The organism is Paraburkholderia sp. BR14312, from assembly GCF_040948675.1.
GTDB lineage: Bacteria > Pseudomonadota > Gammaproteobacteria > Burkholderiales > Burkholderiaceae > Paraburkholderia > Paraburkholderia nodosa_A.
Map to the genome: position 1 here is coordinate 374,690 of NZ_JBFPKI010000006.1, position 24,752 is coordinate 399,441.

Sequence of the window (24,752 nt, forward strand, 5' to 3'; positions counted from 1 at the left end):
CGCTGGACCGCGACGCACCTTCACAAAAGGCAACGCAGTAACGCCGCGAACCTACTCCTCGCCGACAGACGAAAGCGGCGCGGCCACATGTTCGAGCGACTTGCGCTCCGCGTCCACGCCCCAGATCGCGGCTACGAGTGCAGCCGCGATCATGAGCGCCGATCCCACCACGTAGCCCGTGAACACTTCGCTGCGCTGGTGTGTATCGATCAGTCGTCCGAAGAACGCCGGGCCGATGATGCCGCCCAGCGCCGTGCCGAACGCATAGAACACGGCGATGGCAAGCGCCCGGATCTCCAGCGGAAACGATTCGCTCACGGTCAAATAGGCGGAACTCGCGGCGGCCGAGGCGAAAAAGAAAATCACCATCCACGCGGCGGTTTGCATCGTCGCGGTGAGCATGCCTTGCTCGAACAACCAGCCGCTCGCCGTGAGCAGCACGCCCGAGAGCGCGTAGGTCGCGGCGATCATCGTGCGCCGGCCGATCACGTCGAAGAGCCGCCCCAGCACGATCGGACCGAGGAAGTTGCCGAGTGCGAACGGCAGCAGATAGAGGCCCACGTCGCCTCCCGGCACGTGATAGAACTCGGTGAGCACGAGCGCGTAGGTGAAGAAAATCGCGTTGTAGAAGAAGGCCTGCGCGGTCATGAGCGATAGACCCACCAGCGCGCGACGGCGGTGCCGCACGAATATGGCATGAAACACCGCGCCCAGCGGGGTATGGCCGCGCGCATGCAGACGCAGCGGGTCGTCAGGCGGGTCTTCCAGCGTATGGCCCGCATCACGAAAACGCGTCTCGATGCCTTCCACGATGTGCTTCGCCTCGTCGTGCTCGCCGTGCGTGAGCAGCCACCGCGGGCTTTCGGGAATCCAGCGGCGCATGGGCAAGATGATGAGCGCGAGTACCGCGCCGATGAAGAAGCACACGCGCCAGCCCCAGTCCGCGGGCAGCAGGTGCGGGTCGAGCAGCACGAGCGAGCCCGCCGCGCCGATGGCCGCGCCCACCCAGAACGTGCCGTTGATGCTGAGGTCGGTCCAGCCGCGCACGCGCGCGGGCGTGAACTCCTGGATCGTCGAATTGATGGCGGCGTACTCGCCGCCGATGCCCGCGCCCGTGATCGCGCGAAACGCGACGAAACTCGCGAAGCTCCATGAAAACGCTGTCGCGGCGGTGGCCAGCAGATACACGGCGAGCGTGATGAAAAAGAGCTTGCGGCGGCCCAACCGGTCCGTGAGCCAGCCGAAGCCGAGCGCACCGCACACCGCGCCGGCAATATACGCGCTGCCGGCCAGGCCCACCTGCGCATTGTCGAGATGCAGCACCGGGCTTGTTTTCAGCGCACTCGCTACCGCACCGGCCAGCGTGACTTCGAGACCGTCGAGCAGCCAGGTGACGCCCAGCGCCACGACGATGAGCACGTGAAAGCGGCCCCACGGCAAGCGATCGAGGCGCGCGGGCAGCGTGGTTGCGATGATGGCGGGCTTATCAGTCGTCTCGGTCGTATTGGGAGGATTCATCGGGCAAGGCCGGGTTCAGCACGGGATGCGTAGTAGCATGCGCCGTTCCCGGAAGGCGGGGCGCGCGTGAAAACAGAAAAATCAACATGTGAGGAAGCGGTTGACGTAACGTATCGTCTGTTCATACAAAAGGCGGGTGACGTGCAGGGAGCCTATGCCCGGATCATGTCCGGAACGGGGCACGCCATCCATGCACAGGTGTGCCCATGACAAAACCAGCTACGTGGTCTTCGATTCGCAAGTCCCTTTGGTCGGGCCTCACGCCCACGCTCGCCGCCATCGTCACGTTCGTGTGCGCCGCAAGTCTGCTGTTGCTCGCGGCGGCCGCCGGCGTGAGGGAAGGCGACAAGTCGATCCGCAAGCATGAAGGTCTGATCGCGCAGGATATGGTGTCCGCGATCGAGCACATTCTCGATAGCGTGCTCACCGCACAAAGTGCCGCGTTCGCCGCACTTCCGGGGCAGCCCTGCGAGCGTGTGGCGCGGCAGTTCGCCGAGCTGAGAACGCACGTCAACTACGTGCGCGGCATCAATCTCGTGGCGAACGGGCGGCTCTACTGTTCGTCTGCGCTCGGCCCCTACGACCTGCCGCTCGCTCCGTTCTTCGCGCATGTACCTGCGAGCACAGCGGTCACGCTGATCGGCGGCTCGCCCTGGCAGGCCCACGTGCCGGTCATGCCGCTCTATGTACCCACCGGCGAGAACGTTGGCCTGCTTTACGTGATCGAGTCGGCGTATCTGACCGATGCACTCGCGCACGGCGTGCGCTACGGCGCGGGCCGCGTCACGCTCTCCGTGCCGGGCGCTGCGGCGATAGACGACCGTGGCGCGCTGCTCGCCGCCGGCGACGCGGCGCGCCACGCGGGTGCGCGTGCCACGTCTTCGCGCTGGGGCTTCGCCGTCGACGTGGCGTTCGCGCCAAGCGCGCATCGCGACGCGCGCTGGAAATACGGTCTGCGCTTTGGCGCGGCGGCGCTGCTCGTCGATCTGCTGATCGGCGCGGCCTGGCTCATCGCATTCGCGCCGCGCCGGCTGCTGCTCTCGGCGGTGCGCCGCGGCCTGCGGCACGGCCAGTTTCATGTGGTCTACCAGCCCGTGGTCGAACTGGCGACCGGCCGCGTGAGCGGCGCAGAGGCGCTCATTCGCTGGACCCATCCGAAATTCGGCGCAGTGAGTCCCGCCGTGTTCATGGCCGACGTAGAGGGTAGCCGCCTGCTCGGACCGGTCACGCGCTTCGTGCTCGAACGCGCAACCACAGAGATGGTGCGCGCGACGAGCGAGCGTCCGTTTCACCTCGCCGTCAACGTTGCGCCGCTGGACTTCGAACGCAAGGATTTCGTGGCGGACGTGCTCGGCGCAGTCGAGCACCTGCCGCCGGACATCATCCTGATTCTCGAAGTGACCGAGCGTTTCCTGCTCGAACAGCGCGCTCGCACCGAGGCGGTGTTCGAGACGCTGAAGGCGCGCGGCGTGAAATTCGCTATCGACGACTTCGGCACGCATCACAGCAACCTCGACACGCTCGGGCGCTTTCCGTTCGACTACGTGAAGATCGACGGGCAGTTCGTACGACAACTCGAGCGGCGCGGCGATCAGCTTGTCAAGGGGATCGTGGCGCTGGCCAGTCACTTCGGAATGGAAATCATTGCAGAGGGTGTCGAGACCGAGGCGCAACACGAGATGTTGCAACGTCTGGGCATTCGCTATGGGCAGGGGTATTTCTACCGGCGGCCGGGCTCCGCTGCGAGTATTGCCGAAATGCAGCGCGACGCGAGGCTCGTGCGTTATGCGGTGTCGTCGCCGGTGCGCTAGCGCGAATACGTATGAAGTTGTCTTGAGTAATGAATTCCATAAGCCGAAGTTGCGAAAAGTCGGCTTGCAGGAAGTCTGCAATCCTTACCGAAGGTTGTCTGCAAAAGCGCACTTGCTTCCGGTTGCGCCATTTCCTGTTTCGATTAATGTCTTTCTCGATTCGACAGTTAAATCAGATACGCGAATCTAGAAGCCGCGCCGAACGGTAACCGTTGCGCCTGTGCTATGCGAATGAAGAATGGCGACGCGTGCGGTGGCGGAAAACACCCACTCGTCGACGGTCAGCGAGAGCCTGCGCTGAGGCTGCGCGCCGATGTTCAGCGTGCTGTCCGGCACCTGAAGAATCGAGATTTGCGGCGCTGTGGAAGGGCCCATCTGCAGATAATCGGCACTCGACCGTGCAGCCTGCTGCTCACCGTAACGGCTTCCGGGCGCGGATTTCACGAAGTCGTAATGGTATTTGTCCTGGGCTACCGGCGCGCTATAAAAGCTTTCGACTTCCGCGTAAAACGGCTTTGACTGATTCGCCTGATATTCCATTTCGTACCGGTGGAGGTACGCCTGGGGTTCCGGCGGCAGCGCTGGAACCACTTCCATCGGCATTGACGGGATATTGGCGACCGTCATGGTTTCGGGAATGTTCAAACCGGTGCTCTGAGCGAATGCGTAACCGCTCAGCATAAAAAAGGCTGCACCGACAATCTTTTCGTTCAGGCACGTCATGAGCATGCCTCCAATGACGAACTCGAAACATCAAACTGTCGAACGTTCCTGCCGAACTGACTGCCTTTGCATCACTTGCACCAATGCATTCTAGTACCTGATTTGCTTCCTGCCAGCCGAATGTGTGCGTACGCGATGCAGATGGATGCGAAGTCCACCAGAGCGCGGTTGACGTGCACCGTCGTTGCCTAACATCGCGGACGTTATGACCGATTCGAGCTGCGCGAGGCGCACTCGCAGCGGAAGAAATTGCGCATGGACGTGCGCATGCTCGATGGGCTCACGCAGCAGGCGAGCCCATCGACGCCACATCGACGCCAACCCATTGGGGAAAATCCGGGTGCGGCCTAGATCGTGCCGAAGAGCGCGCGCGGCCGGTCCTGCAGTGTGCGAGCGAGAACCTTCAGTGCGCGCGCGAGTTGCTCCCGCGAGGTTGCACACGCGAGGTTGATACGCACGCCGTGCTCGAGCGTCGAGCGGTCCACCGCGAAGGCCGAAGCGGGCATGGTATTCACGCCGCGCGCGAGCGCGTTCGCGGCGAAGTCGTCGGAACGCCACGGCGCCGGTACGCGCAGCCAGACGAACATGCACGCCGGGTCGCTGTTGAGCAACTCGCGCGGCAGGATCTGGAGAGCGAGTTCCTGGCGCGCCTGCAGCTCCGCACGCTGCGCTTCGAGGATGAGGTGAGCGGTGCCGTCCTCGATCCAACGCGTGGTGATGAGCGTGGTGAGCGGCGCAGGCATCCAGGCCGTCGTGCGCACGGCTTCGGCTGCGAGCGGTGCACCGTGCGGCGGCGTGAGCAGATAGCCGATGCGCAGCCCCGGCGCGAGCACCTTCGAGGTGGAGGCCACGTGGAAGGTCAGCTCGGGACACAGGCTCGCGATGGTCGGCAGGCGCTTGCGCAGCAACGGCCCGTACACGTCGTCCTCGATGATGGCGACGTGATGTCGCCGCGCGATCTCCACGAGCGCGAGGCGCCGCTCGAGGCTCATCGTGACCACGCTGGGGTTCTGCAGGTTCGGCACGGTGAAGATGGCCTTCACCGGCATGCGGCGGCAGGCGTCTTCGAGCTGGTCGGGCAGGAGGCCTTCGGCGTCGCTCGGGATACCGACCAGCTCGAACTGGAATACGGGCGCGAGCGCCTTGAGGCCGTAGTACGTCAGCTTGTCGGAAAGGATCACGCCTTCGTGTCCCATCAGGCTGCTCAGGACCGCATAGAGGCCGTGCTGCGCGCCGCTCGTCACGACGAGATTCTCGGGCGAGGGCGTGAAGCCCGGCGCGGCGATCCACTGCGCGCCCGCGGCGCGCGCCCATTCGGCGCCCTGGGGCGGCTGGTATTCCTGGGTTTCCGCAAAGCGCGGGTCGCGCGAGATCGACGCCATCGTGCGGGCGAGCTGCGCGAGAAATTCGCCGGTCGCCGGCCGGTTGACGGTGAGGTCCACCACGCCACCCGCTTCAGCGCCGCTCGCCTGGCTGCCGCGCTGCGCCGCCGCGCCGACGGCAGGCATGGCGCCGCCGGTGACGATCGAGCCGCGCCGCTTGCTCGCCACGATCAGCCCGCGCGCCTGCAATTCCTTATACGCGCGCGAGACCGTGGAGACGTTGATGCCCAGTTCCACGGCCAGATCGCGCTGCGGCGGCAGGCGGCTGCCGGGTGGGTACTGACCGCTGCGCACCTGCTCCTCGAGATTGCGGGAGACCTCCAGATACGTGGCTTGTCGACCTTTTGTCTGGAGATCGTCATCCGATTTTGTCTGGTAATCGTCGGCTTTCATGCAAGTAGTAACTCCATACAAAATTCGATCCTCTGCCACGTTGCCTTGCTGCTGTGAAATGGGCTGCTAGCGCCGCCGCCGCATCGTTACGCCAATAGTACGATATCTGGCCGGAGTTTAGCTGCCTTTGTCCCGGGCCGAAAGGTCACCCACCAGGGAATTTCCTAGTCTCCACACAAAGCATTTTTAATTGCACACAAAAAATTATTGTGTGAGTATGAATTCAAGGTTTTGTTCGGTCGGCAGTTCGGCGCAACACGCACTGTATTACAGGAGGACAGGCTCGTGGCAACCCGGCAACCCACACCCGCTTCAGACGCAACATCCACACCCCTTGGCCACTCGCTGCGCAAGCGGCACGTCACGATGATTTCGCTCGGCGGAATCATCGGCGCGGGGCTCTTCGTCGGGAGCAGCGCGACCATCAGCGCGATGGGGCCGGCTGCCTGCCTGAGCTATCTGCTGGCCGGCATCGTCGTGCTGTTCGTCATGCGCATGCTCGGCGAGATGGCGCTCGCGCATCCGGGTGTCGGCTCGTTCACGGAGTTCACGCGCATCGGTCTCGGCGACTGGGCCGGTTTCACGAACGGCTGGCTCTACTGGTACTTCTGGGTCATCGTGGTCGCCGTGGAGGCGGTGGCGGGCGCGGGCATCCTGCAGCGCTGGATTCCCGCACCGGTCTGGGTGATCGGGCTCGTGCTCCTGTCGCTCATGACGGCCGTGAACCTGCTCTCGGTGAAATCGTATGGAGAATTCGAGTACTGGTTCGCGTCGATCAAGGTGGCGGCGATCATCGTGTTCATCGTGGTGGGCGCGAGCTATCTGTTCGGGTTCAGCTCGTGGCACCAGACCGTGAACAACCTGAGCGGCGACCACGGATTCATGCCGTTCGGCGCGATGTCGATCTTCGCGGGCGTGCCCACGGTGATTTTCGCGGTGGGCGGTGCGGAGATCGCGACCATTGCCGCGGCCGAATCCGACGATCCGGGCCGCAACGTGGCGTCGATGACGCGCTCGGTCATCCTGCGCGTCATCACGTTCTATGTCGGCTCGCTCTTCGTGATCGCCTGCATCGTGCCGTGGGCGAGCATCAAGGTGGGCTACTCGCCGTTCGTGGCCGCGCTCGAAACCATGCATATCCCGGGCGCCGCGGACATCATGAATGCAATCGTTCTGGTGGCCGTGCTCTCGGCGCTGAACTCCGGGCTCTATGTCTCCTCGCGCATCGTGTTCCGGCTCGCCGAGCGCCGCGACGCCCCGCGCGCGCTGCTCACGCTCTCGAAGAGCCGCGTGCCGCGTCTCGCCGTGCTCGCGAGCAGCATCGTCGGCTACGTGGCCATCGTCGCGGCGATCGTTTCGCCCCAGGTCGTGTTCCTCTATCTCGTCAGTGCATCGGGCGCGATCATGCTGTTCGTGTATCTCTCCATCGCCGTTTCGCAGATCGTGATTCGCCGGCGCCTCGAGGCGACGGCGCCCGAACGGCTCACATTCAAAATGTGGCTCTTTCCCTGGCTGTCGTGGGCCGTGGTGGCCGCGATTGCCGGCGTGCTCTGCGCGATGGGCTTCGACCATGCGCTCGCGGGCCAGCTCATGGCGAGCCTGGCGAGCCTGGCGGTGGTGTCGGCGGCTTACCTGCTCACACGCAAGAGGACTCACGTGCAGGAATTCCGTGAGCCTGCAACCAACTGGAAGAAGTAATGGCGCAAGTGGCTGTCATCGGCGCGGGCTTCGTGGGGTTGTCGTGCGCGTACTGGCTCATGCGCGACGGGCACAGCGTGACGCTGTACGACGCGCAGGGGCCGGGCGAGGGCGCCTCATACGGCAACGCGGGCACGTTCGCGAACTATGCGTGCATTCCCGTGAACAACCCGGACGTGTTCCGCAACATCCCGCGCTTTCTATTCTCGTCGACGAGCCCGCTGCGCATCCGCTGGGGCGACGTGCCGGCGCTCGCGCCCTGGCTCACGCGTTTCCTGCTGAGCGCGACGCCTCGCCGCTATGAGGGCAGCGTGAATGCGCTCGCGCAATTGCTTTCGCGCGCCTTCGAAGGCTACCGCGAAATGCTGGCCGTCGACACGCTCGCGGCCTTCGTGCGTGAACGCGAATGCCTTTACCTGTATTCGAGCGCAGCGTCGTTCAAGGCCGCGCAGCCGGCGCTCGAGCTACGGCGCTCGCTCGGCGTGGCGTTCGAAACGCTCGCGCGCGATGAGATAGCGCAACTGGAGCCCGGCCTCGCGCCGCTCTTTTCTCAAGGCACGCTCTTCAAGGGCAGCTGGTTTCTGAGCGATCCGCGCGGCTTTCTGCAGGCCTTGCACGCGATGCTGACGCAGCGCGGCCTGGTGCACCGGCGCGTGGCGGTCGATACGCTGAAGCCAACGTCTGGTGCGGTGAAGCTGATCGATACGGCGGGCGAGGCACATGACGCGGAACAGGCCATTGTCTGCGCGGGTGCGTTTTCGGGGCGCCTCGCGCGCCAATGCGGCGACGCAGTGCCGCTAGGTGTGGAACGTGGTTATCACGTGCGCTTTCCTGGCACCGCTAATCGAATTTCGCGTCCGTGCGGCTGGGCCGAACGCGGCTTCTACATGACGCCGATGGACGGCGGCATCCGCGCGGCGGGCACCGTCGAGCTGGCGGCCAGCGGCGCGGGCAAGAACGCGGACCTGCTGCGCCTCTTGACGCGCTCCGCGCAGGAGGCGCTGCCCGGGCTGCCGGAACCGGACAGCGACTGGCTGGGTTTCAGGCCGAGCCTGCCCGACGCGTTGCCCGTGGTGGGCGCGTCGAGCCGCTCGCCGCGCGTGATCTACGCGTTCGGGCACCAGCATCTGGGCGTGACGCTCGGCGGCGTGACGGGCAGCGTGGTCGCCGATCTCGTTGCAAGGCGTGCGCCTCCTTTCGATCTTGCGCCTTATAGTCCGCGACGCTTTTAACCCGTGATCCAAGCCACTTTCCAGCCAACCGCCACATAACACCCACCGCAACAGTCTCCCAGCGAGGATGAGCAACATGAACCGCCGCACTCTCGTACTAACGATGGCCCTCGGGCTGATGGGCTTGCACGGCCCCGCGCAGGCGGCCGACCCCGAGGTTGTGAAGATCGGCTTCGCGGGTCCGCTCACCGGCCCGGTGGCGCGCGTCGGCAAGGACTTGCAGTATGGCGCGCAGCTCGCGATCGACGAGGAGAACGCCAAACACCCCATGATTGCGGGCAAGCCGGTGAAGTACGTGCTCGACGTGCAGGACGACCAGGCCGATCCGCACGTGGCCGTGCAGGTGGCGCAAAAGCTCGTGGACGACGGCGTGGTCGGCGTGATCGGCCACTACAACTCGGGCTGCAGCATTCCCGCTTCGACGGTGTATCACAATGCGAATGTCGCGATGATCACGCCGGGCTCGACGAATCCGGCGCTGACCCAGCAGGGCTACGCGAACGTGTTTCGCACCATGGGCAACGACGGCATAGGCGGCGTGATCGCCGGCAAGTTCGCGGTGGAGCAGTTGAAGGCGAAGCGCATCGGCATCATCGACGACCGCACGGCCTTTGGCCAGGGGCTCGCCGACGCGTTCGAGAAAGGCGCGAAGGAGGCCAACGGCAATATCGTCGACCGCGAGTTCACCAATGACAAAGCCGTCGATTTTCGCGCCATTCTTACCTCGCTCAAGCAGAAGAACGTCGACGTGATTTTCTTTGGCGGCCTCGACGAACAGGGCGCGATGCTCGCGAAGCAGATGCGCACGCTCGGCATGCCGGCGCGCCTGTTCGGCGCGGGCGCATTGAAGAGCAATGCCTTCCTGCAGATCGCGGGCCCGGCGGGCGAAGGCACGCAGGACCTCGAACCGGGACCGGCGCTCGACAAGCTGCCTTCGGCGCAAGCATTCGCGAAGCGCTACAAGGCGCGCTTCAATCAGGATGTCGAACTGTATGCGCCGTTCGCCTATGATGCCGCGCTCGCGATGATCAAGGCGATTCGCGACGCCGATTCGCTCGACCGCTCGAAGATCGTCGCGAGTTTCCCGAAGGTGACGGTGGTGGGCGTGACGGGCAATATCGCGTTCGATCCGCACGGCGACCTCATCAAGCCGCCTTATACGCTCTTCGAGGTGCAGCAGGGCCAGTGGAAGAGCCTCAAGACGCTCGGGGGCAATGGCGTGTAAAGCGCGTGAGGGGCCTTTCAGCGCGCGACCAGCAGCTCGAATAGCGTGTGGAAATCGACCGGCTTCGTGAGATGCGAATCGATTCCGCTCATGCGCGAGCGCAGTCGGTCGGCGTGCTGGCCCCAACCCGTTAGCGCGATGATCTGCAGGCCGGCGTAGCGCGGGCTTTGACGGATCTGTCGCGCGATTTCATAGCCGTCCATGCCGGGCATGCCGATGTCGAGCACGACCGCATGTGGCACCGACTGCGCCAGCGCACCGAGCGCGGCGGCGCCGTCGTAGACCACGCGCACCTGCGCGCCTTCGCCCGAGAGCACCATGGCGAGCGAATCGGCGGCGTCGCGGTTGTCGTCGACCACGAGAATGCGCTTGCCCGCGAGCGGCTTCGCAGCGCGCGCCACGCTCGCCGGGGTCTCGCGCGCTTCCGTGGGTGTCTGCTGCGAGAGCGGCAGGCGCACCGTGAAGGTGCTGCCTTTGCCGGGGCCGGCGCTTGCCGCCTCGACGGTGCCCCCGTGCATGCGCACGAGATGGCGCACCATGGTGAGGCCAATGCCGAGGCCCCCCTGGTTGCGGTCGGCGGGGCGGCTGACCTGGGTGAACATTTCGAACACCTGATCGATCTGCCCCGCCGACATGCCGATTCCGGTATCGCTCAGTGCGACGACGACCCACTCGCCTTCGCGCGTGGCGTCGAGCCGGATCTGGCCGCCCGTGTCGGTGTAGCGCGCCGCGTTGTTGAGCATGTTCGCGAAGACCTGCGTGAGCCGCACGCGATCGGCATCGAGAACGAGCGGCGTGTCGGGAAGCGTGATGCTCAGTTCATGATGGGCCTGATCGATGGCGGGGCGGCTCGTCTCGACGGCATTCTCGATGATTTCCGCGAGCGCCACGGGCGCCTTCACGAGGCCGATCTTGCCGCGCGTGATGCGCGACACTTCCATCAGGTCGTCGATCAGCCGCACCATGTGATGCACCTGACGATCGAGCATGTCGAGGATCGGCGCGGAGTCCGGTGGAAACTCGCTGTGCCGGATGAGGTGCAGCGCATTGGCGATCGGCGCGAGCGGATTGCGCAGCTCGTGCGCGAGCGTGGCGAGGAATTCGTCCTTGCGCCGGTCCGCTTCCTTGAGCGCGTCTTCGGCGTTCACGGCTTCGGTCACGTCGATCGATACACATACGTGGCCGCGAAACTCGCCGTTCGCGGAAAACCACGGCGCACAACAGGTTTCGAACCAGTGCCAGCCTGCATCCTTGATTTTCACGCGCAGCCGGCTCTGGAACGCGCAATGGTCGAGTTGCGCAGCCTGTAGGCGCGACAGAAAGCCGGGCAGATCGCGCGGATGCACGATGGTTTGCCAGCCGGTTTCGAGCAGCTGTCCGGGCGTGAGGCCGATCGCCGTGAGATAGCGCTGGTTCAGATAGACCGTATTGCCTTGCGTGTCGATTTGCCAGATCAGTGCGGGCGACGCTTCGGCTAGCGCGCGAAAGCGCGCCTCGCTCTCGCGCAGCGCTTCCTGTGCGCTGCGGCGGTCGTCCACGTCGATATTCATGCCCACCCACTTGCGCACCGTGCCGTCCGGATTCCAGATCGGCGCGGCGCGCACGTTGGTCCAGCGCCAGCCACCCGCGGCGACGTGCAGGCGATATTCCGCGTTCACCACGCGTTGTGCCGCAATCGCGTCTTTCCATTGGCGCAGCGCGTAGGCGCGGTCATCGGGATGGACGGCGTTCGCCCAGCCTTCGCCGAGCCATTCTTCGCCGGGCTGCCCGGTATATTCCGACCAGCCCGGCGAGACCGACTCGGCCTGACCTTGGGCATCGGCTTCCCATACGGCCTGCGCAAAGCCTTCCACCAACGCGCGAAAGCGCTCCTCGCTGTCAGCGCATTCAGTTTCCACGCGCTTGCGTTCCGTAATGTCCAGTGCGAATTCGGCGCACCTGGAAGCCATGCCCGTGCCCGAGATCCGCGTGGGCGCGAAAAGGCCCCACCAGCGCGTGCCGTCCTTGCGGATCAACTGCCGTTCATAAGGCTGTGTGCGTCCGGTGGTGGCGAGGTCGGTGACCGCACGCGTCGTGACGCCGAGAAATTCGAGCGGCACGAGCCGGTCCCAGTGCGCCGCGGCGCGCAAATCCTCGCGGCTATAGCCGCTCATCTGCTCGAAAGCGCCGTTGGCGTCGACCATGGTGCCGTCGAGGTCGAAGAACAGCACGCCCACGGTTTCGATGGAGATGGCGGCCTGCAGGCGCGCCTCGCTCTCGCGCAGCGCCTCTTCGACCTGCTTGCGGTGCTCGGCTTCGTCGTGGAGCTTCGTATTGATGTTCTGCAGCGTGCGCGTGCGTTCGGCCACCTGCTGCGCGAGATTGCGGCCCGCGTCCTGGGCGTCGCTCAGCGCGCTCGTCAACTGGTGGGCGGCGCTCGCGCAGGAGGCGAGACCTTGTAGCTGGCGCGCGTCCTCGGCGTCGAAATGTCTTTCTTCGCCGTGCGTCACGGCCCAGACCGTGCCGACCACCGTGCCGTTGACGCGCCATGGCACGTGCAACGCCTCGCTGATGGGTGGATCGATCGCGCGGTACGAGGCAAAGCTGCGTGCCGGCCGGTCGAAGAGAAGCATGGTATTGCGCCCCTCGGTCACGCCGCAGGGACAATCGTCGCCGGGAAGCGTGCGGTCCACGTCGGCAGCCAGTTCGCCGGCCACCGCGCCCCAGCGGAAGCGGGCCGTGGGGCCGTCGCGCTCGGGCACGCTCACGCCGGCCGACTCGGCGCGGCAAAGCGTGAGGGCGAGCCGCGCGAGCATAGGCAGCACACCTGAGGGATTGTTCGCCATTTCATGCGCGAGCGCAGCAAGCGCACGGCTCTCGCCCTGGTAGTCGGGCAGTCGGTTCGGGCGGTTCACCAGGGCTTCGGTGATCAGCGTTTCCTCGACCGTGAGCGCAGGTGCGCCGTTGTCTTGCATGCTGCCTCCGCTTTAGTCGTCCGCCGCCCCGGCGTTCGCATCTTCGGTGCAAAGTTGCTAACGCAGGTGGAGCCCATTGTGTTTGCGGGTAAGCATCGCGTATTCCCGTAGATAAAAACCGGGAGATGCCAGCACGTTTTGTTGCGTCCCTTTGAACACAGCGCACTTCTGAACGGGCCGCAAGGGCGGCGGGCATTGTATTTGCGTGATGGCCGCACGATACGGAAGGCGAGGAGGATGCGAGCATGCCACGCGCGATATGGAAAGGCGCCATCACCTTCGGGCTCGTGTATGTGCCGGTCGAAGTGTTCCCGGCTACGCAGAGCGAGCGTACCGGCTTCAACCTGCTCGATCGGCGCACGCTGGACCCAGTCGGCTATCAGCAGATCAACAAGCGCACGGGCAAGGCGGTCCAGCACGCCGACATCGTGCGCGGCTACGAGTATGAAAAAGGCGCCTACGTGGTGATGTCCGACGAGGAGATCAAGGCCGCGAGTCCCGAATCGACGCAGACGGTCGAGCTGCTCGCGTTCGTCGAGGCGTCGCAGGTCTCCTTTCTCTACCTCGACACGCCGTACTGGCTCGCCCCCGATAAGCGCGCGGGCAAGACCTACGCGCTCTTGCGCGACGCGCTCGCGGCGAGCGGCAAGCTCGGCATTGCGAGCGTCGTGCTGCACAGCCGGCAGCATCTCGCGGCGCTCGTGGCGGTGGGCCCCGCGCTTGCGCTGCAAACGCTGCGGTGGGCCACCGAGGTGCGCGAGTTCGATGCGGTGAAGCGGCTGCCCAGCAGTGCAAAAGCCGCGGGCGTGAGCACACAGGAACTGCAAATGGCGCGCAAGCTCATCGACGACATGAGCACGGACTGGGACCCCGAAACGTATCGCGACACCTACCTCGACGCGATTCTCGAACTGGCCGGGCGCAAGGCGCGCGAAGGCAAGGCGCACGAACTCACGCCCGTTGCGGCACCCGCGCCCGAGCGGCGCGGCGCGAATATCGTCGACCTTTCCGAGTTGCTCAAGCGGAGTCTCGGCAAGCGCAGCGAGCGCGGCGCGAGTGCGCCGCCGCGGAAAACGGCGCCGAAGCGCGGACGGCGCGCGGCATGATGAACGCAAATGCGGCTCAGAGAGCGCAACAAGGGTGAACGATGAAGCACAAACTCGAAGTCTACGAACAGAAGCGCCGCTTCGATGAAACCCCGGAGCCGCGTGGTCGCACTGCGCGACGCAGCGCGAAACCGCGAGAGGGTGAAGGATCGTTCGTGATACAGCGTCACGATGCGCGGCGGCTGCACTACGACTTTCGCCTCGAGCTGGACGGCACGCTCAAGTCGTGGGCTATTCCCAAGGGCCCGAGCCTCGACCCGACGGTGAAACGGCTCGCCGTGCATGTGGAGGATCATCCGCTCGAATATGGCTCGTTCGAAGGGCGCATTCCCGAAGGCAGCTATGGCGCAGGCACGGTGGCGATCTGGGACCACGGTGTGTGGCGCCCCGAGGGCGGTTTGCGCGGCGCGCGCGAAGGGTATGCGCAAGGCAAGCTCAAATTCACGCTGGAGGGCGAGCGGCTGCACGGCGGCTGGGCGCTCGTGCGGAGTCCCATGCACGACGGCAAACAGGAGAGCTGGTTGCTGATCAAGCAGCGCGACGACGAGGCCATGCCTGAAGACGAATTCCATGTAGTCGAGGACGAACCTGCTACGTCGAATACGTCGAAAACATCAAAAAAGGGCGCCCGCGCGGGCAACCGGGCCGCGAAGCAGGAGGCAGCCACGGCACTGGAAGGCGCAGTGCGCGCATCGATGCCAGAGACACTTGCCCCGGAACTTGCTACGCCGGTCGACGCTCCCCCGCACGGCGACAACTGGCTCTACGAAATGAAGTTCGACGGCTACCGCGTGCTCGCGCGCATCGACCGCCACGCGCGCGGCAAGGGCGATGTGCGCATCTTTACCCGCACCGGCAACGACTGGACAGCGAAGTTTCCGCGTCAGGTGCAAGCGCTGCGCGCGCTGAAGGTCGAATCGGCGTGGCTGGACGGCGAGGCCGTTGTGCTCGACGCGGCGGGCGTGCCCAACTTCCAGGCGTTGCAGAACGCGTTCGACGCGGGCCGTGCGGGCGACATCACGTTCTGGCTCTTCGATCTGCCTTGGCTAGACGGCGCGGACTTGCGCGGCGTGGCGCTCGAGGCGCGCCGCAATAAGCTCTCGGCGCTGCTCGCACAAAAGCCTGACGATGCGCTGCGCTTTTCGGCGGCCTTCGAGGGCGAACCGCAGGCCCTGCTCGAAGCCGCCTGCGAGGCGAATCTCGAAGGACTCGTCGCCAAGCGGCGCGATAGTCGCTACACGTCCACGCGCAGCGCAGCGTGGCTCAAGCTGCGCTGCTCGCGGCGCCAGGAATTCGTGATCGGCGGCTATACGGAACCGAAGGGCAGCCGCGAGGGGTTCGGCGCACTGCTGCTCGGCGTGTATGGCGACGATGGCGCGTTGCAATATGCCGGCAAAGTGGGAACGGGTTTCGACGCGGCGCGGCTCGAAGCGATGGCGGGCGAACTGCGTGCGCGCGAGCGCCAGAACTCGCCGTTCGCGGCGGTGCCGGCGGCCGAGCGTCGCGCGGGCGTGCACTGGGTGCGGCCCGAACTCGTGGCGGAGGTGCGCTTCAAGACATGGACGAGCGCGGGCGTGGTGCGCCAGGCGTCGTTCGTCGGACTGCGCGAGGACAAGCCCGCAAAGGACATCGTGCGCGAAGGGCAGCCGACGCCCTTGCAGGCGGTGGCGAACCAACGCGAAAAGAAGGTCGCGAAGCAAGCCTCGACGGACGCACCAAAGACTGTGAGCCGCACGCGCCGGGCCGCGCACGACGAAGCCGAAGTCGCCGGCGTGCGAATCACCCATCCCGAGCGGGTGATCGACGCGCAAAGCGGACTGCGCAAGATCGATCTCGTTGAGTACTTCGAAGCGATTTCCGCATGGCTGCTGCCGCACGTGCAAGGGCGCCCCGTTGCGCTTGCGCGTGCGCCCAAGGGCGTGGGAGGCGAGCTGTTTTTCCAGAAACACGCCAAAGCGTTGCAGATTCCCCATGCCACGCAGCACGCCGGTCTCGATCCAGGCCATGCACCTCTGCTCACGCTCGATTCCACCGAAGCGCTGGTCGGCGCCGCGCAGATGGATACGATCGAACTGCACACCTGGAATGCGCTCGCGGCAAGCATCGAAAAGCCCGACCGCATCGTCTTCGACCTGGACCCCGATCCCTCGCTCGGTTGGGAGCGCATGCTCGAGGCCGCGCAGCTCACGCGCGAACTGCTCGAGGCGCTGGGCCTACGGGCATGGTGCAAGACGAGCGGCGGACGGGGCCTGCACCTGGTGGTGCCGCTCACGCGCCATGCCGGCTGGGACGAGGCGAAGGACTTCGCGCGCGCGGTGGCGGGCCACATGGCGGCGACGCTGCCCGAGCGCTTCAGCGCGAAGATGGGGGCGCAGAACCGCAAGGGCCGGATTTTCGTGGATTATTTGCGCAACAACCGCGGCGCGAGCACAGCTGCGGCTTATGCGCCGCGGGCGCGGCCCGGTCTTGGCGTATCGGTGCCGGTCGACTGGGACGAACTGCACACGCTCACAAGCGGCGACCAGTGGAATGTCGCGAACGTGCGCGGGCGGCTCGAAGCGCTGCGCGCCGATCCGTGGAGCGGCTACGAAAAGGCGCGCCAACGGATTACGGCCGCTATGTGGAAACAACTCGGCGCGAAGTGAAAGCTTATCGTCAGATGCCAACCAGGCTCGCCAGCTCGTCGCCTCCGAAGTGGGTTCGCTGGCGCAGCGCGAGCGCGGCGCGCTGATTGTCCTTTTTTTACCCGCAATTGTCCTGAGACAATAATTTTCCGCCCCGTTTCTGAGCGACCATGAACGCTTACCGAGGAGCGGATCGAGATGGCGTGGGCGACGATTTCGGGCGAGTGGCGTGACGCGGTCGGGGCCGCGCACGGCGCAGAGTCCAAATACAAACGGCTGGTCAAGGCGATTGCACAGGACATCGAGCGCGGCGCGCTCGTTTCCGGCGTGCGCCTCGCACCGCAGCGCGAGGTGGCCGCGGAACTGGGCGTGAGCGTGCAGACGGTCACCAATGCCTACAAGGAACTCGAAAGACAGGGCCTGATTCGCTGCGAGGTCGGGCGCGGCAGCTTCGTCGCCGCGCGCGTGACCGAGTCGATGTCGAACTATATTCTCGACACGGCCGAGCGCGAGATCGTCGACTTTTCCATTGCGCGCATCGTTCACACGCCGCAGCACGACGCCGCGTGGCGTGATGTGTGCGCCACGCTCGCCACGCTGGACGATCAACCGTGGATTCGCTCGTTTCGCCCCATCGCGGGCTTCGAGCATCATCGCCAGGCAGGCGCGGCGTGGCTCGCCTCGCTCAACATGCCGGTGAAACCCGAATCGCTCCTCATCACCAATGGCGCGGCGCACGGCATTTTCCTCGCGCTCGCGTCCACGGTGGGCCCCGGAGACACGGTGCTCTGCGAAAGCCTCACGGACCACGGCGTAATCGGCTCGGCAAACGTGCTGGGCTTCACGCTCAAGGGGCTCGAAATCGACGAGTACGGCATCCGTCCCGAGCATTTCGAGGAGATGTGCGACAGCGAGCGCGTGAGCGCGCTCGTGTGCACGCCGACCTTCAACAATCCCACCATGGCCGTCTTGCCCGATTCGCGGCGCCGCGCGATTGCGCGCATTGCGGAGCGCTATGGCGTGTACGTGATCGAGGACGATGTGTATGGCGCGCTGCCCGCGAAAGCCAACACGCCTGTCGCGAGCCTGATTCCCGAGCTGGCGTTCTATTGCACGAGCATGACCAAGTCGGTGCTCACCGGTCTGCGCACGGGCTATCTCGCCATGCCGCGCCGCCTTGCGCTGCGCGTGGAAAGCGTGTTGCGCGTGAGCAGCTGGATGGCGACCTCGCCGATTGCGGAGATTGCCACGCGCTGGATCATGGACGGCACCGCGCGGCGCCTCGTGGAACTGCAGCGGGAGCGGCTCGCCGCGCGCCAGGCGATGGTGCGCGAGGCGTTGGGCGACTATGTGCTCGGCGCGCATCCCAACGCGCTGTCCGCCTGGCTGCGCGTGCCCGACTACTGGCAGGCGGACCGCCTCGTGCGCGAATTGCGCAATCGCCAGATTGCCGTGACTTCGCCGGACCCATTTCTCGTGGGCGGCACAGCGCGTCCCAATGCGGTGCGCATCAGCCTTGGCGCGGAAGCGTCGGACACCGCGTGCCGCAACGCGCTGCAGACCATGGCGGGCGTGTTCGAGCAGTATCCGCACGTGCACGATTTCAACTAGACGTTGCGTCTGCCCATCCGGGCGCGCGGATTGTACCAGGACATTAGAAAGCCCGTTTTGGCTCATTAGACTGGATTGCACAGATTCACTGGAAGGAACGTGCATTTCATGTCGTCGCTTTCGTTTTCGTCACTTTCACTTGCCGATGTCTACCGCGCGCGCCAGCGGCTCGCCGGCCGCGTAGTGCAGACCCCGCTCGTGGCGTCTCCCACGTTGTCGGCGCGCGTGGGCGTGCCGGTCTACTTCAAGCTCGAAACCGTGCAGCCCACGGGCAGCTTCAAGTTGCGCGGCGCGACCAACGCGGTGGCGCATCTCGCCGAGTCGGGCGTGAAGCGCGTCGTCACCGCGTCCACCGGCAATCATGGCCGTGCACTCGCGTATGCGGCACACGCGCTCGGCATGGAGGCGGCCGTCTGCATGTCGTCGCTCGTGCCGCCCAACAAGGTCGAAGCCGTGGCTGCGCTGGGCGCGCGCGTGGTGATCGCGGGCAAGAGCCAGGACGAAGCGCAGATCGAAGCGCAACGCCTCATGCGCGAAGAAGGCTATGCGTTCGTGCCGCCGTTCGACGACTTGCACGTGATCGCCGGGCAGGCCACCATCGGCCTCGAAATTCTCGAAGCGCTGCCCGACACCGCGACCCTCGTGGTGCCGCTTTCGGGCGGCGGACTGTTCAGCGGCGCAGCGTTTGCGGCGAAGCAGATCCGGCCGGACGTGCGCGCCATCGGCGTTTCGATGGCGCGCGGCGCGGCCATGCATGCGAGCCTCGCGGCGGGCCATCCCGTCGACGTTGAGGAAAGCGAAACATTGGCCGATTCGCTGGGCGGCGGCATTGGTCTCGACAATCGCCACACCTTCGCGCTGACTCGCGCGTTGGCCGATGAAGTCATCCTGCTCGGCGAGCCTTCGATCGCGCACGGCGTGGCCCATGCGTACCGCGAAGAACGCCTCGTGGTGGAAGGCGCGGGCGCGATGGGCATGGCGGCGCTGCTCGACGGGCACATCGAGCGCAGCAAAGGCCCGCTCGTGATCGTCGTGAGCGGCGCGAACATCGACATGACGGTGCACCGCCGTCTCGTGACGGAGGTTTGAAATGCATTCCGAGTTGTCACCTGAGTTGCCGCAGGTTACGTTGCTGGGCGCACAGCAACTGCGCGAACTCGTCCCGCTCGATCTTGCGGCCGTCGATCAAGTCGAATCCGCATTCGTTGCGCTCGCAACCGAAGCCGTTGTCATGCCGCCCATTCTCAATCTCGCGCTGCCCGAGCGGCATGGCGAGGTCGATGTGAAAACGGCGTATCTGCCACGCTTCGAACAGTTCGCCATCAAGATCAGCCCCGGCTTTTTCGACAATCCCTCGTTGGGCCTCCCGAGCCTGAACGGGCTGATGCTCGTGCTCTCTGCGCGCACGGGTCTTACCGAGGCCGTGCTGCTCGACAACGGTTATCTGACTGCCGTGCGCACAGCCGCGGCGGGCGCCGTGGCCGCGCGCTGGCTTGCGCGTCCCGATGCGCGCCATGCGGCGATCATCGGCGCGGGTGAGCAGGCGTGCCTGCAACTCGATGCGCTCATGCTGGTGCGCAAGATCGACAGCGTGAGCGTTTGGGCCCGCGATGCGGCGCGCGCTTCGGTCTTCGCCGCCGACGCCGAACGCCGCCACGGCGTGCGCGCTCGCGTCGCCGCTTCGGTGCACGACGCACTCGCGCAAGCCGACGTGGCCGTGACGACCACCCCCAGCCGCACACCGCTCGTGCACGCGGCGGACCTGCACGCCGGTCTGCACCTCACGGCCATGGGCTCCGACGCCGAGTACAAGAACGAACTCGCACCCTCGGTGTTCGAATCGGCGCGCTATGTCTGCGACCGCTTGCAGCAAACGCGCGTGCTCGGCGAACTCAGGCACGCGATCGAAGCGCACAAGGTCGCGCCCGATCGCGGCTTCGCGGAGCTGGGCGAAGTGATCGCGGGCCGCCGCGAGGGCCGCGTAAGTGCCAACGACATCACGATCTGCGACCTCACCGGCACCGGGGCGCAGGACACCGCCATTGCCGTTCTCGCCTTGCAGCGCGCCCGCGCGACCGGTGCGGGCGCGGTGTTTCACAACGCAGTCACGCCTTGAGAGGGAAAGATGTCCGCAGCAACTGAAAAGAGTGAGGTGGCGCCGCGCCTCGTGTTCGCACGCAGCGAATACGACGCGCGCATTGCGAAGACGCGCCGCGCGATGCAGGACGAAGGCATCGATCTGCTGATCGTCACGGACCCGACCAACATGAACTGGCTGACCGGCTACGACGGCTGGTCGTTCTATGTCCATCAATGCGTGCTGCTGACCATGGACGGCGAACCCGTCTGGTTCGGTCGCGGCCAGGACGCGAACGGCGCGAAGCGCACGGCGTTCATGTCGCACGGCAATATCATCGGTTATCCTGATCATTACGTTCAGTCTCCCGTGCGTCACCCCATGGACTATCTGAGCACGGAAGTCATCGCCGCGCACGGCTGGGACACGCTGCGCATCGGCGTGGAGATGGACAACTACTACTTCAGTGCGGCGGCCTACGCGTCGCTCCAGCGCCATTTGCCCAGGGCGCGCTGGGTGGACGCCACCGCGCTCGTGAACTGGCAACGCGCGGTGAAGTCGCCGCGCGAGATCGAGTACATGCGCGTCGCGGCGCGCATCGTCGAGAAGATGCATGCGCGCATTCTCGATGTGGTCGAGCCGGGCATGAGGAAGTGCGACCTCGTTGCGCAGATCTATGAGGCGGGCATTACCGGCGTGGAGGGCCACGGCGGCGACTATCCCGCCATCGTGCCGCTCCTGCCCACCGGCGCCGATGCCGCCGCCCCGCACCTCACGTGGGACGATTCGGTATTCGCGGCGAACGCGGGCACGTTCTTCGAGATCGCGGGCTGCTACCACCGCTATCACTGCCCGCAGTCGCGCACGGTCTATCTCGGCAAGCCGCCAAAGCACTTTCTCGATGCGGAGAAAGCCGTGGTGGAAGGCATCGAGGCCGGCCTTGCCGCCGCGAAGCCCGGCAACGTGTGCGAGGACATCGCCAATGCGTTCTTTGCAGTGCTGAGCAAGTCGGGCATCGAGAAGAACAGCCGCTGCGGCTACCCCATCGGCGCGAGTTTTCCGCCCGACTGGGGCGAGCGCACCATGAGCCTGCGTCCGGGCGACCGCACGGTGCTCGAACCCGGCATGACGTTTCACTTCATGCCGGGGCTGTGGCTCGACGATTGGGGCCTCGAGATCACCGAAAGCATTCTGATCACTGAAACCGGCGTCGAAGCGTTTTGCACCACGCCGCGCAAACTGTTCGTGAAGGAGTAGGGCCGATGCGTGCGTCACCGATTACGCCGACCGTCGATTACGACGCCAATGGCGTGCAACACGGCTTTTTGAGGCTGCCTTATTCGCGCGACGATTCCGCGTGGGGCGCGATCATGATTCCGCTTACCGTGGTCAAGCACGGCGAGGGGCCGACGGTGCTGCTCACGGGCGGCAATCACGGCGACGAATACGAAGGCCCGATCGCGCTCGCCAAGCTGGCGGGCTCGTTGCAGGCCGCGGACGTGAATGGCCGCGTGATCATCGTGCCGTACATGAACTATCCCGCGTTTCGTGCGGGCACGCGCACCTCGCCGATCGATGCGGGCAATCTGAACCGCAGCTTTCCAGGTCGCCCCGATGGCAGCGTGACCGAAAAGATCGCCGACTACTTCCAGCGTGAGTTGCTGGCGCGCGCCGATTACGTGCTCGATATTCACGCGGGCGGGCGCACGCTCGACTTCGTGCCGTTCGCGGCGATTCATGTGCTGCCCGATGGTGATCAGCAGGCACGTTGCGAGCGTGCGATGCGTGCGTTCGGCGCGCCGTACTCCATGCGCATGCTGGAACTCGATAGCGTGGGCCTGTTCGACAGCGCGGTGGAGGAAGCGGGCAAGGTGTTCGTTTCGACCGAGCTGGGTGGTGGCGGCACGTCCACCGCGCAGAGCGTGGCGATTGCGGATCGCGGCGTGCGCGGCTTTCTTGCGCACGCCGGCGTCATCGAGCGCAAGGCCAGCGAGCGCAGTGGGGGTCCGCGCACGACCACCTTGCTCGACATGCCCGACGGCACCTGCTACACCACGAGCGAGCATCGCGGCATGCTCGAGATGTGCCGCGATCTCGGCGATGCCGTCGAGGCGGGCGACGTGCTCGCGCGCGTGCACGACATCGACCGAACCGGAGGGCGCGCCGTGGAATATCGCGCGCAATGCGGGGGGCTGTTAGCTGCGCGCCATTTCCCCGGCCTCGTGCAGGCGGGCGACACCGTGGCCGTGGTTGCCGACGTGGTCGAACGCAACCTACCCGTCGCGGCATGAGCACGCCGTGATCAAGCTCGACCGTTACGATCTGGCCATCCTGCGCATCCTCGAGCGCGATGGCCGCATTACGAAATCGAAGCTCGCCGAAGAGGTCAACCTTTCCATTTCGCCTGCCTGGGAACGCGTGCGCAAGCTCGAGGAAAGCGGCGTGATACGCGGCTACCACGCCGAGGTGGACTGGGTCGGCGCGATGCGTGGCAGCCGTATCGTCGTGGAAGTGACGCTATCGCGCCATACCGCGCCCGAGATGCGACGCTTCGAAGAACGCGTGAGCGCGGCCGAAGAAGTCATGCAGTGCTATGCCACAGGCGGCGGCGTGGACTACGTGCTGCACGTGATGGCGCGCGACATCGACCATTACCAGCGCTTTATCGACGCGCTGCTGATGGAGGATCTCGGGATCGAGCGCTACTTCACCTACATCGTGACAAAGGTGGTGAAGTGTGCACCGAGTCACGCGCCAGCGTGGACCCTGGAAAGCGCATGAATTTTTCGTGCCCGCGCGGGGTGGTTCAAAAGAAACCGCAAGTGCGCGGGGCCGAAAACCGAAAAAATCGCGACGCCGCCGGCCCCAGAATGGAATGCATGTCGACAGACCTGACAAGGAGTAGGCGAGATGCTGCCACGACACCCCATTCTGTTCAAATCGCTGTGCTACGTGGACGGCCGCTGGGTACATAGCGACAGCGCGGCCACCGTGGCCGTGCAGAACCCTGCGGACCAGTCGGTGATCGGCCACGTGCCTATGCTCGTGCGCGCGCAGATCACCGGTGCAGTCGACGCCGCCCAGCGCGCCTTCGAATCGTGGCGCTGGGTTTCGCAAACGCAGCGCAGCGCGGCGCTCCTGCGCTGGCACGAGCGGATCGTGCGGCACCAGGAGGATCTGGCGGCGCTGCTCTCGCTGGAGCAGGGCAAGCCGCTGGCCGAATCGCGCGGCGAAATCCGCTATGCGGCGAGCTTCGTCGAGTGGTATGCGCACGAGGCGAAACGCCTGGCAGGCCGTACGATTCCCACCCATATCGACGGCGCGCATCTGGGCACGGTGATGGAACCGGTGGGCGTCGCGGCGCTCATCACGCCATGGAATTTTCCGGTGGCGATGATCACCCGCAAGGCCGCCGCCGCGCTCGCCGCCGGCTGCACGGTCGTCGTCAAGCCCGCGCACGAAACACCGTATTCGGCGCTCGCTTTGGCGCAACTCGCGGAGGAGGCCGGCTTTCCGGCTGGTGTCTACAACGTGGTGCTCGGCGAGCCGCAAATGGCGATGGAAACGCTGGTTGGCGACACGCGCGTGCGTGCCGTGAGTTTCACGGGATCGACGCGCGTGGGCTCGCTGGTCACGCAGACGGCGGCGCGTGCGGGCATCAAGAAGGTCGCGCTCGAACTCGGCGGCAATGCACCGTTCATCGTCACGGAAGACGCCGATCTCGAGCAGTCCGTAAGGATTGCCGTGGGGGCGAAATTCCAGACTTCGGGCCAGGACTGCTGCGCGGCGAACCGTATTTTCGTGGCACGGTCGCTGTACGAAGCGTTCGTCGAGCGCTATGCGGCAGCGGTGCGCGAGCTCAAGACCGGCCCCGCATTCGAGAAAGACGTGGATATTGGCCCGCTCATGCACCAGGTCGCGTTCGACAGCACCGCACAGCGCGTGGCCGATGCGCGCGAGAAGGGCGCGCGCATCGTGGCGGGCGGCCAGCCGCATGCGCTGGGCGGCTGGTACTACGAGCCCACCGTGATCGCGGATGCCGCGCCCGGCATGCGCGTGTACGACGAGGAAAACTTCGCGCCCATTTCGGCAGTCTGCGCGTTCGACACGCTCGACGAAGCGATCGCCAAGGCGAACGACACGGAATACGGCCTCGCGGCCTACGTGTGCGCGACGCGCATGGACACGATCTTCCAGTTGGTGCGGCGGCTCGACTTCGCGATGGTCTCGGTGAACGGCGTGAAGTTCACGGGCGCACCCATTCCATTCGGCGGCATGAAGGCCTCGGGCCTGGGCCGCGAAGGTGGCGCGGAGGGCTTCGAGCCCTTCGTGGAAACCAAATATTTTTGTCTTGGCAATCTCGGCCTGCCGCTCGCGGCCATGGCCTGAACCGGAATC

The 24,752-nt window shown here is 65.5% G+C and carries 17 protein-coding genes; 13 read left to right on the plus strand and 4 right to left on the minus strand.

Going from position 1 to position 24,752, the window contains the following annotated elements; genetic code table 11:
• Positions 1 to 51: 51 nt before the first annotated feature.
• On the minus strand, positions 52 to 1,518 hold the full coding sequence (locus AB3X98_RS19415) for an MFS transporter (RefSeq protein ID WP_368605214.1): 1,467 nt from the start codon (positions 1,516 to 1,518) through the stop codon (positions 52 to 54).
• Between the two features lie 206 nt (positions 1,519 to 1,724).
• Here AB3X98_RS19415 and AB3X98_RS19420 point away from each other — a divergent pair, with 206 nt between their 5' ends.
• On the plus strand, positions 1,725 to 3,329 hold the full coding sequence (locus AB3X98_RS19420; RefSeq protein ID WP_368605215.1) for an EAL domain-containing protein: 1,605 nt from the start codon (positions 1,725 to 1,727) through the stop codon (positions 3,327 to 3,329).
• A 186-nt stretch (positions 3,330 to 3,515) separates the two neighbouring features.
• On the opposite strand, the gene AB3X98_RS19425 is transcribed toward AB3X98_RS19420, so the two are convergent.
• Together AB3X98_RS19425 and AB3X98_RS19430 are read right to left on the minus strand one after the other, a co-directional pair.
• The gene (locus tag AB3X98_RS19425; protein ID WP_368605216.1) at positions 3,516 to 4,052 is read right to left on the minus strand and encodes a hypothetical protein; all 537 of its coding nucleotides are present in this window, start codon (positions 4,050 to 4,052) and stop codon (positions 3,516 to 3,518) included.
• A gap of 347 nt (positions 4,053 to 4,399) precedes the next feature.
• Positions 4,400 to 5,827: a PLP-dependent aminotransferase family protein gene (locus AB3X98_RS19430; protein WP_342947602.1), complete on the minus strand. Its 1,428-nt coding sequence runs from the start codon at positions 5,825 to 5,827 to the stop codon at positions 4,400 to 4,402.
• A 366-nt stretch (positions 5,828 to 6,193) separates the two neighbouring features.
• On the opposite strand from AB3X98_RS19430, the gene AB3X98_RS19435 reads away from it, so the two are divergent.
• The 3 genes from AB3X98_RS19435 to AB3X98_RS19445 all read left to right on the plus strand — a co-directional run bounded on the left by AB3X98_RS19435 (position 6,194) and on the right by AB3X98_RS19445 (position 9,982).
• The gene (locus AB3X98_RS19435) at positions 6,194 to 7,525 is read left to right on the plus strand and encodes an amino acid permease (protein ID WP_368605291.1); all 1,332 of its coding nucleotides are present in this window, start codon (positions 6,194 to 6,196) and stop codon (positions 7,523 to 7,525) included.
• Complete coding sequence (locus tag AB3X98_RS19440) at positions 7,525 to 8,757, plus strand: NAD(P)/FAD-dependent oxidoreductase (protein WP_368605217.1); 1,233 nt, start codon at positions 7,525 to 7,527, stop codon at positions 8,755 to 8,757. The genes AB3X98_RS19435 and AB3X98_RS19440 overlap by 1 nt, the downstream gene beginning before the upstream one ends.
• Before the next feature lie 76 nt (positions 8,758 to 8,833).
• Complete coding sequence (locus AB3X98_RS19445; RefSeq protein ID WP_342947600.1) at positions 8,834 to 9,982, plus strand: branched-chain amino acid ABC transporter substrate-binding protein; 1,149 nt, start codon at positions 8,834 to 8,836, stop codon at positions 9,980 to 9,982.
• A gap of 17 nt (positions 9,983 to 9,999) precedes the next feature.
• Here the strand turns inward: AB3X98_RS19445 and AB3X98_RS19450 are convergent, their stop codons facing one another.
• Positions 10,000 to 12,936: a PAS domain S-box protein gene (locus tag AB3X98_RS19450; RefSeq protein ID WP_368605218.1), complete on the minus strand. Its 2,937-nt coding sequence runs from the start codon at positions 12,934 to 12,936 to the stop codon at positions 10,000 to 10,002.
• A gap of 245 nt (positions 12,937 to 13,181) precedes the next feature.
• Here AB3X98_RS19450 and AB3X98_RS19455 point away from each other — a divergent pair, with 245 nt between their 5' ends.
• From AB3X98_RS19455 to AB3X98_RS19495, 9 genes are all read left to right on the plus strand, one after another.
• Positions 13,182 to 14,042 carry a Ku protein gene (locus tag AB3X98_RS19455; protein ID WP_368605219.1) on the plus strand — a complete coding sequence of 287 codons (861 nt, stop codon included), beginning with the start codon at positions 13,182 to 13,184 and terminating at the stop codon, positions 14,040 to 14,042.
• A gap of 41 nt (positions 14,043 to 14,083) precedes the next feature.
• Complete coding sequence (gene ligD / locus AB3X98_RS19460) at positions 14,084 to 16,687, plus strand: DNA ligase D (protein WP_368605220.1); 2,604 nt, start codon at positions 14,084 to 14,086, stop codon at positions 16,685 to 16,687.
• A gap of 177 nt (positions 16,688 to 16,864) precedes the next feature.
• Entirely contained in the window at positions 16,865 to 18,277 is a 1,413-nt protein-coding gene (locus AB3X98_RS19465; RefSeq protein WP_368605221.1) for a PLP-dependent aminotransferase family protein, read from the plus strand.
• A 108-nt stretch (positions 18,278 to 18,385) separates the two neighbouring features.
• Positions 18,386 to 19,366: a hydroxyectoine utilization dehydratase EutB gene (gene eutB, locus AB3X98_RS19470; RefSeq protein WP_368605222.1), complete on the plus strand. Its 981-nt coding sequence runs from the start codon at positions 18,386 to 18,388 to the stop codon at positions 19,364 to 19,366.
• Between the two features lies 1 nt (position 19,367).
• Positions 19,368 to 20,393 (plus strand): cyclodeaminase, encoded by a 1,026-nt coding sequence (locus AB3X98_RS19475; RefSeq protein ID WP_368605223.1) that lies wholly within the window; start codon positions 19,368 to 19,370, stop codon positions 20,391 to 20,393.
• Between the two features lie 9 nt (positions 20,394 to 20,402).
• Complete coding sequence (gene doeA, locus AB3X98_RS19480) at positions 20,403 to 21,611, plus strand: ectoine hydrolase DoeA (protein WP_368605224.1); 1,209 nt, start codon at positions 20,403 to 20,405, stop codon at positions 21,609 to 21,611.
• Between the two features lie 5 nt (positions 21,612 to 21,616).
• Positions 21,617 to 22,645, plus strand: a complete 1,029-nt coding sequence (doeB, locus tag AB3X98_RS19485) for a N(2)-acetyl-L-2,4-diaminobutanoate deacetylase DoeB (protein WP_368605225.1) — start codon at positions 21,617 to 21,619, stop codon at positions 22,643 to 22,645.
• Positions 22,646 to 22,652: 7 nt separating this feature from the next.
• Complete coding sequence (locus AB3X98_RS19490) at positions 22,653 to 23,135, plus strand: Lrp/AsnC family transcriptional regulator (RefSeq protein WP_368605226.1); 483 nt, start codon at positions 22,653 to 22,655, stop codon at positions 23,133 to 23,135.
• A 129-nt stretch (positions 23,136 to 23,264) separates the two neighbouring features.
• Entirely contained in the window at positions 23,265 to 24,743 is a 1,479-nt protein-coding gene (locus AB3X98_RS19495; RefSeq protein ID WP_368605227.1) for an NAD-dependent succinate-semialdehyde dehydrogenase, read from the plus strand.
• Positions 24,744 to 24,752 lie beyond the last annotated feature (9 nt).

Excerpts from the sequence above, each read along its gene's own strand:
- AB3X98_RS19415 (WP_368605214.1), bottom strand. The coding sequence starts at position 1,518 with ATGAATCCTCCCAATACGACCGAGACGACTGATAAGCCCGCCATCATC.
- AB3X98_RS19420 (WP_368605215.1), top strand. The coding sequence starts at position 1,725 with ATGACAAAACCAGCTACGTGGTCTTCGATTCGCAAGTCCCTTTGGTCG.
- AB3X98_RS19425 (WP_368605216.1), bottom strand. The coding sequence starts at position 4,052 with ATGACGTGCCTGAACGAAAAGATTGTCGGTGCAGCCTTTTTTATGCTG.
- AB3X98_RS19430 (WP_342947602.1), bottom strand. The coding sequence starts at position 5,827 with ATGAAAGCCGACGATTACCAGACAAAATCGGATGACGATCTCCAGACA.
- AB3X98_RS19435 (WP_368605291.1), top strand. The coding sequence starts at position 6,194 with ATGATTTCGCTCGGCGGAATCATCGGCGCGGGGCTCTTCGTCGGGAGC.
- AB3X98_RS19440 (WP_368605217.1), top strand. The coding sequence starts at position 7,525 with ATGGCGCAAGTGGCTGTCATCGGCGCGGGCTTCGTGGGGTTGTCGTGC.
- AB3X98_RS19445 (WP_342947600.1), top strand. The coding sequence starts at position 8,834 with ATGAACCGCCGCACTCTCGTACTAACGATGGCCCTCGGGCTGATGGGC.
- AB3X98_RS19450 (WP_368605218.1), bottom strand. The coding sequence starts at position 12,936 with ATGCAAGACAACGGCGCACCTGCGCTCACGGTCGAGGAAACGCTGATC.
- AB3X98_RS19455 (WP_368605219.1), top strand. The coding sequence starts at position 13,182 with ATGCCACGCGCGATATGGAAAGGCGCCATCACCTTCGGGCTCGTGTAT.
- ligD (WP_368605220.1), top strand. The coding sequence starts at position 14,084 with ATGAAGCACAAACTCGAAGTCTACGAACAGAAGCGCCGCTTCGATGAA.
- AB3X98_RS19465 (WP_368605221.1), top strand. The coding sequence starts at position 16,865 with ATGGCGTGGGCGACGATTTCGGGCGAGTGGCGTGACGCGGTCGGGGCC.
- eutB (WP_368605222.1), top strand. The coding sequence starts at position 18,386 with ATGTCGTCGCTTTCGTTTTCGTCACTTTCACTTGCCGATGTCTACCGC.
- AB3X98_RS19475 (WP_368605223.1), top strand. The coding sequence starts at position 19,368 with ATGCATTCCGAGTTGTCACCTGAGTTGCCGCAGGTTACGTTGCTGGGC.
- doeA (WP_368605224.1), top strand. The coding sequence starts at position 20,403 with ATGTCCGCAGCAACTGAAAAGAGTGAGGTGGCGCCGCGCCTCGTGTTC.
- doeB (WP_368605225.1), top strand. The coding sequence starts at position 21,617 with ATGCGTGCGTCACCGATTACGCCGACCGTCGATTACGACGCCAATGGC.
- AB3X98_RS19495 (WP_368605227.1), top strand. The coding sequence starts at position 23,265 with ATGCTGCCACGACACCCCATTCTGTTCAAATCGCTGTGCTACGTGGAC.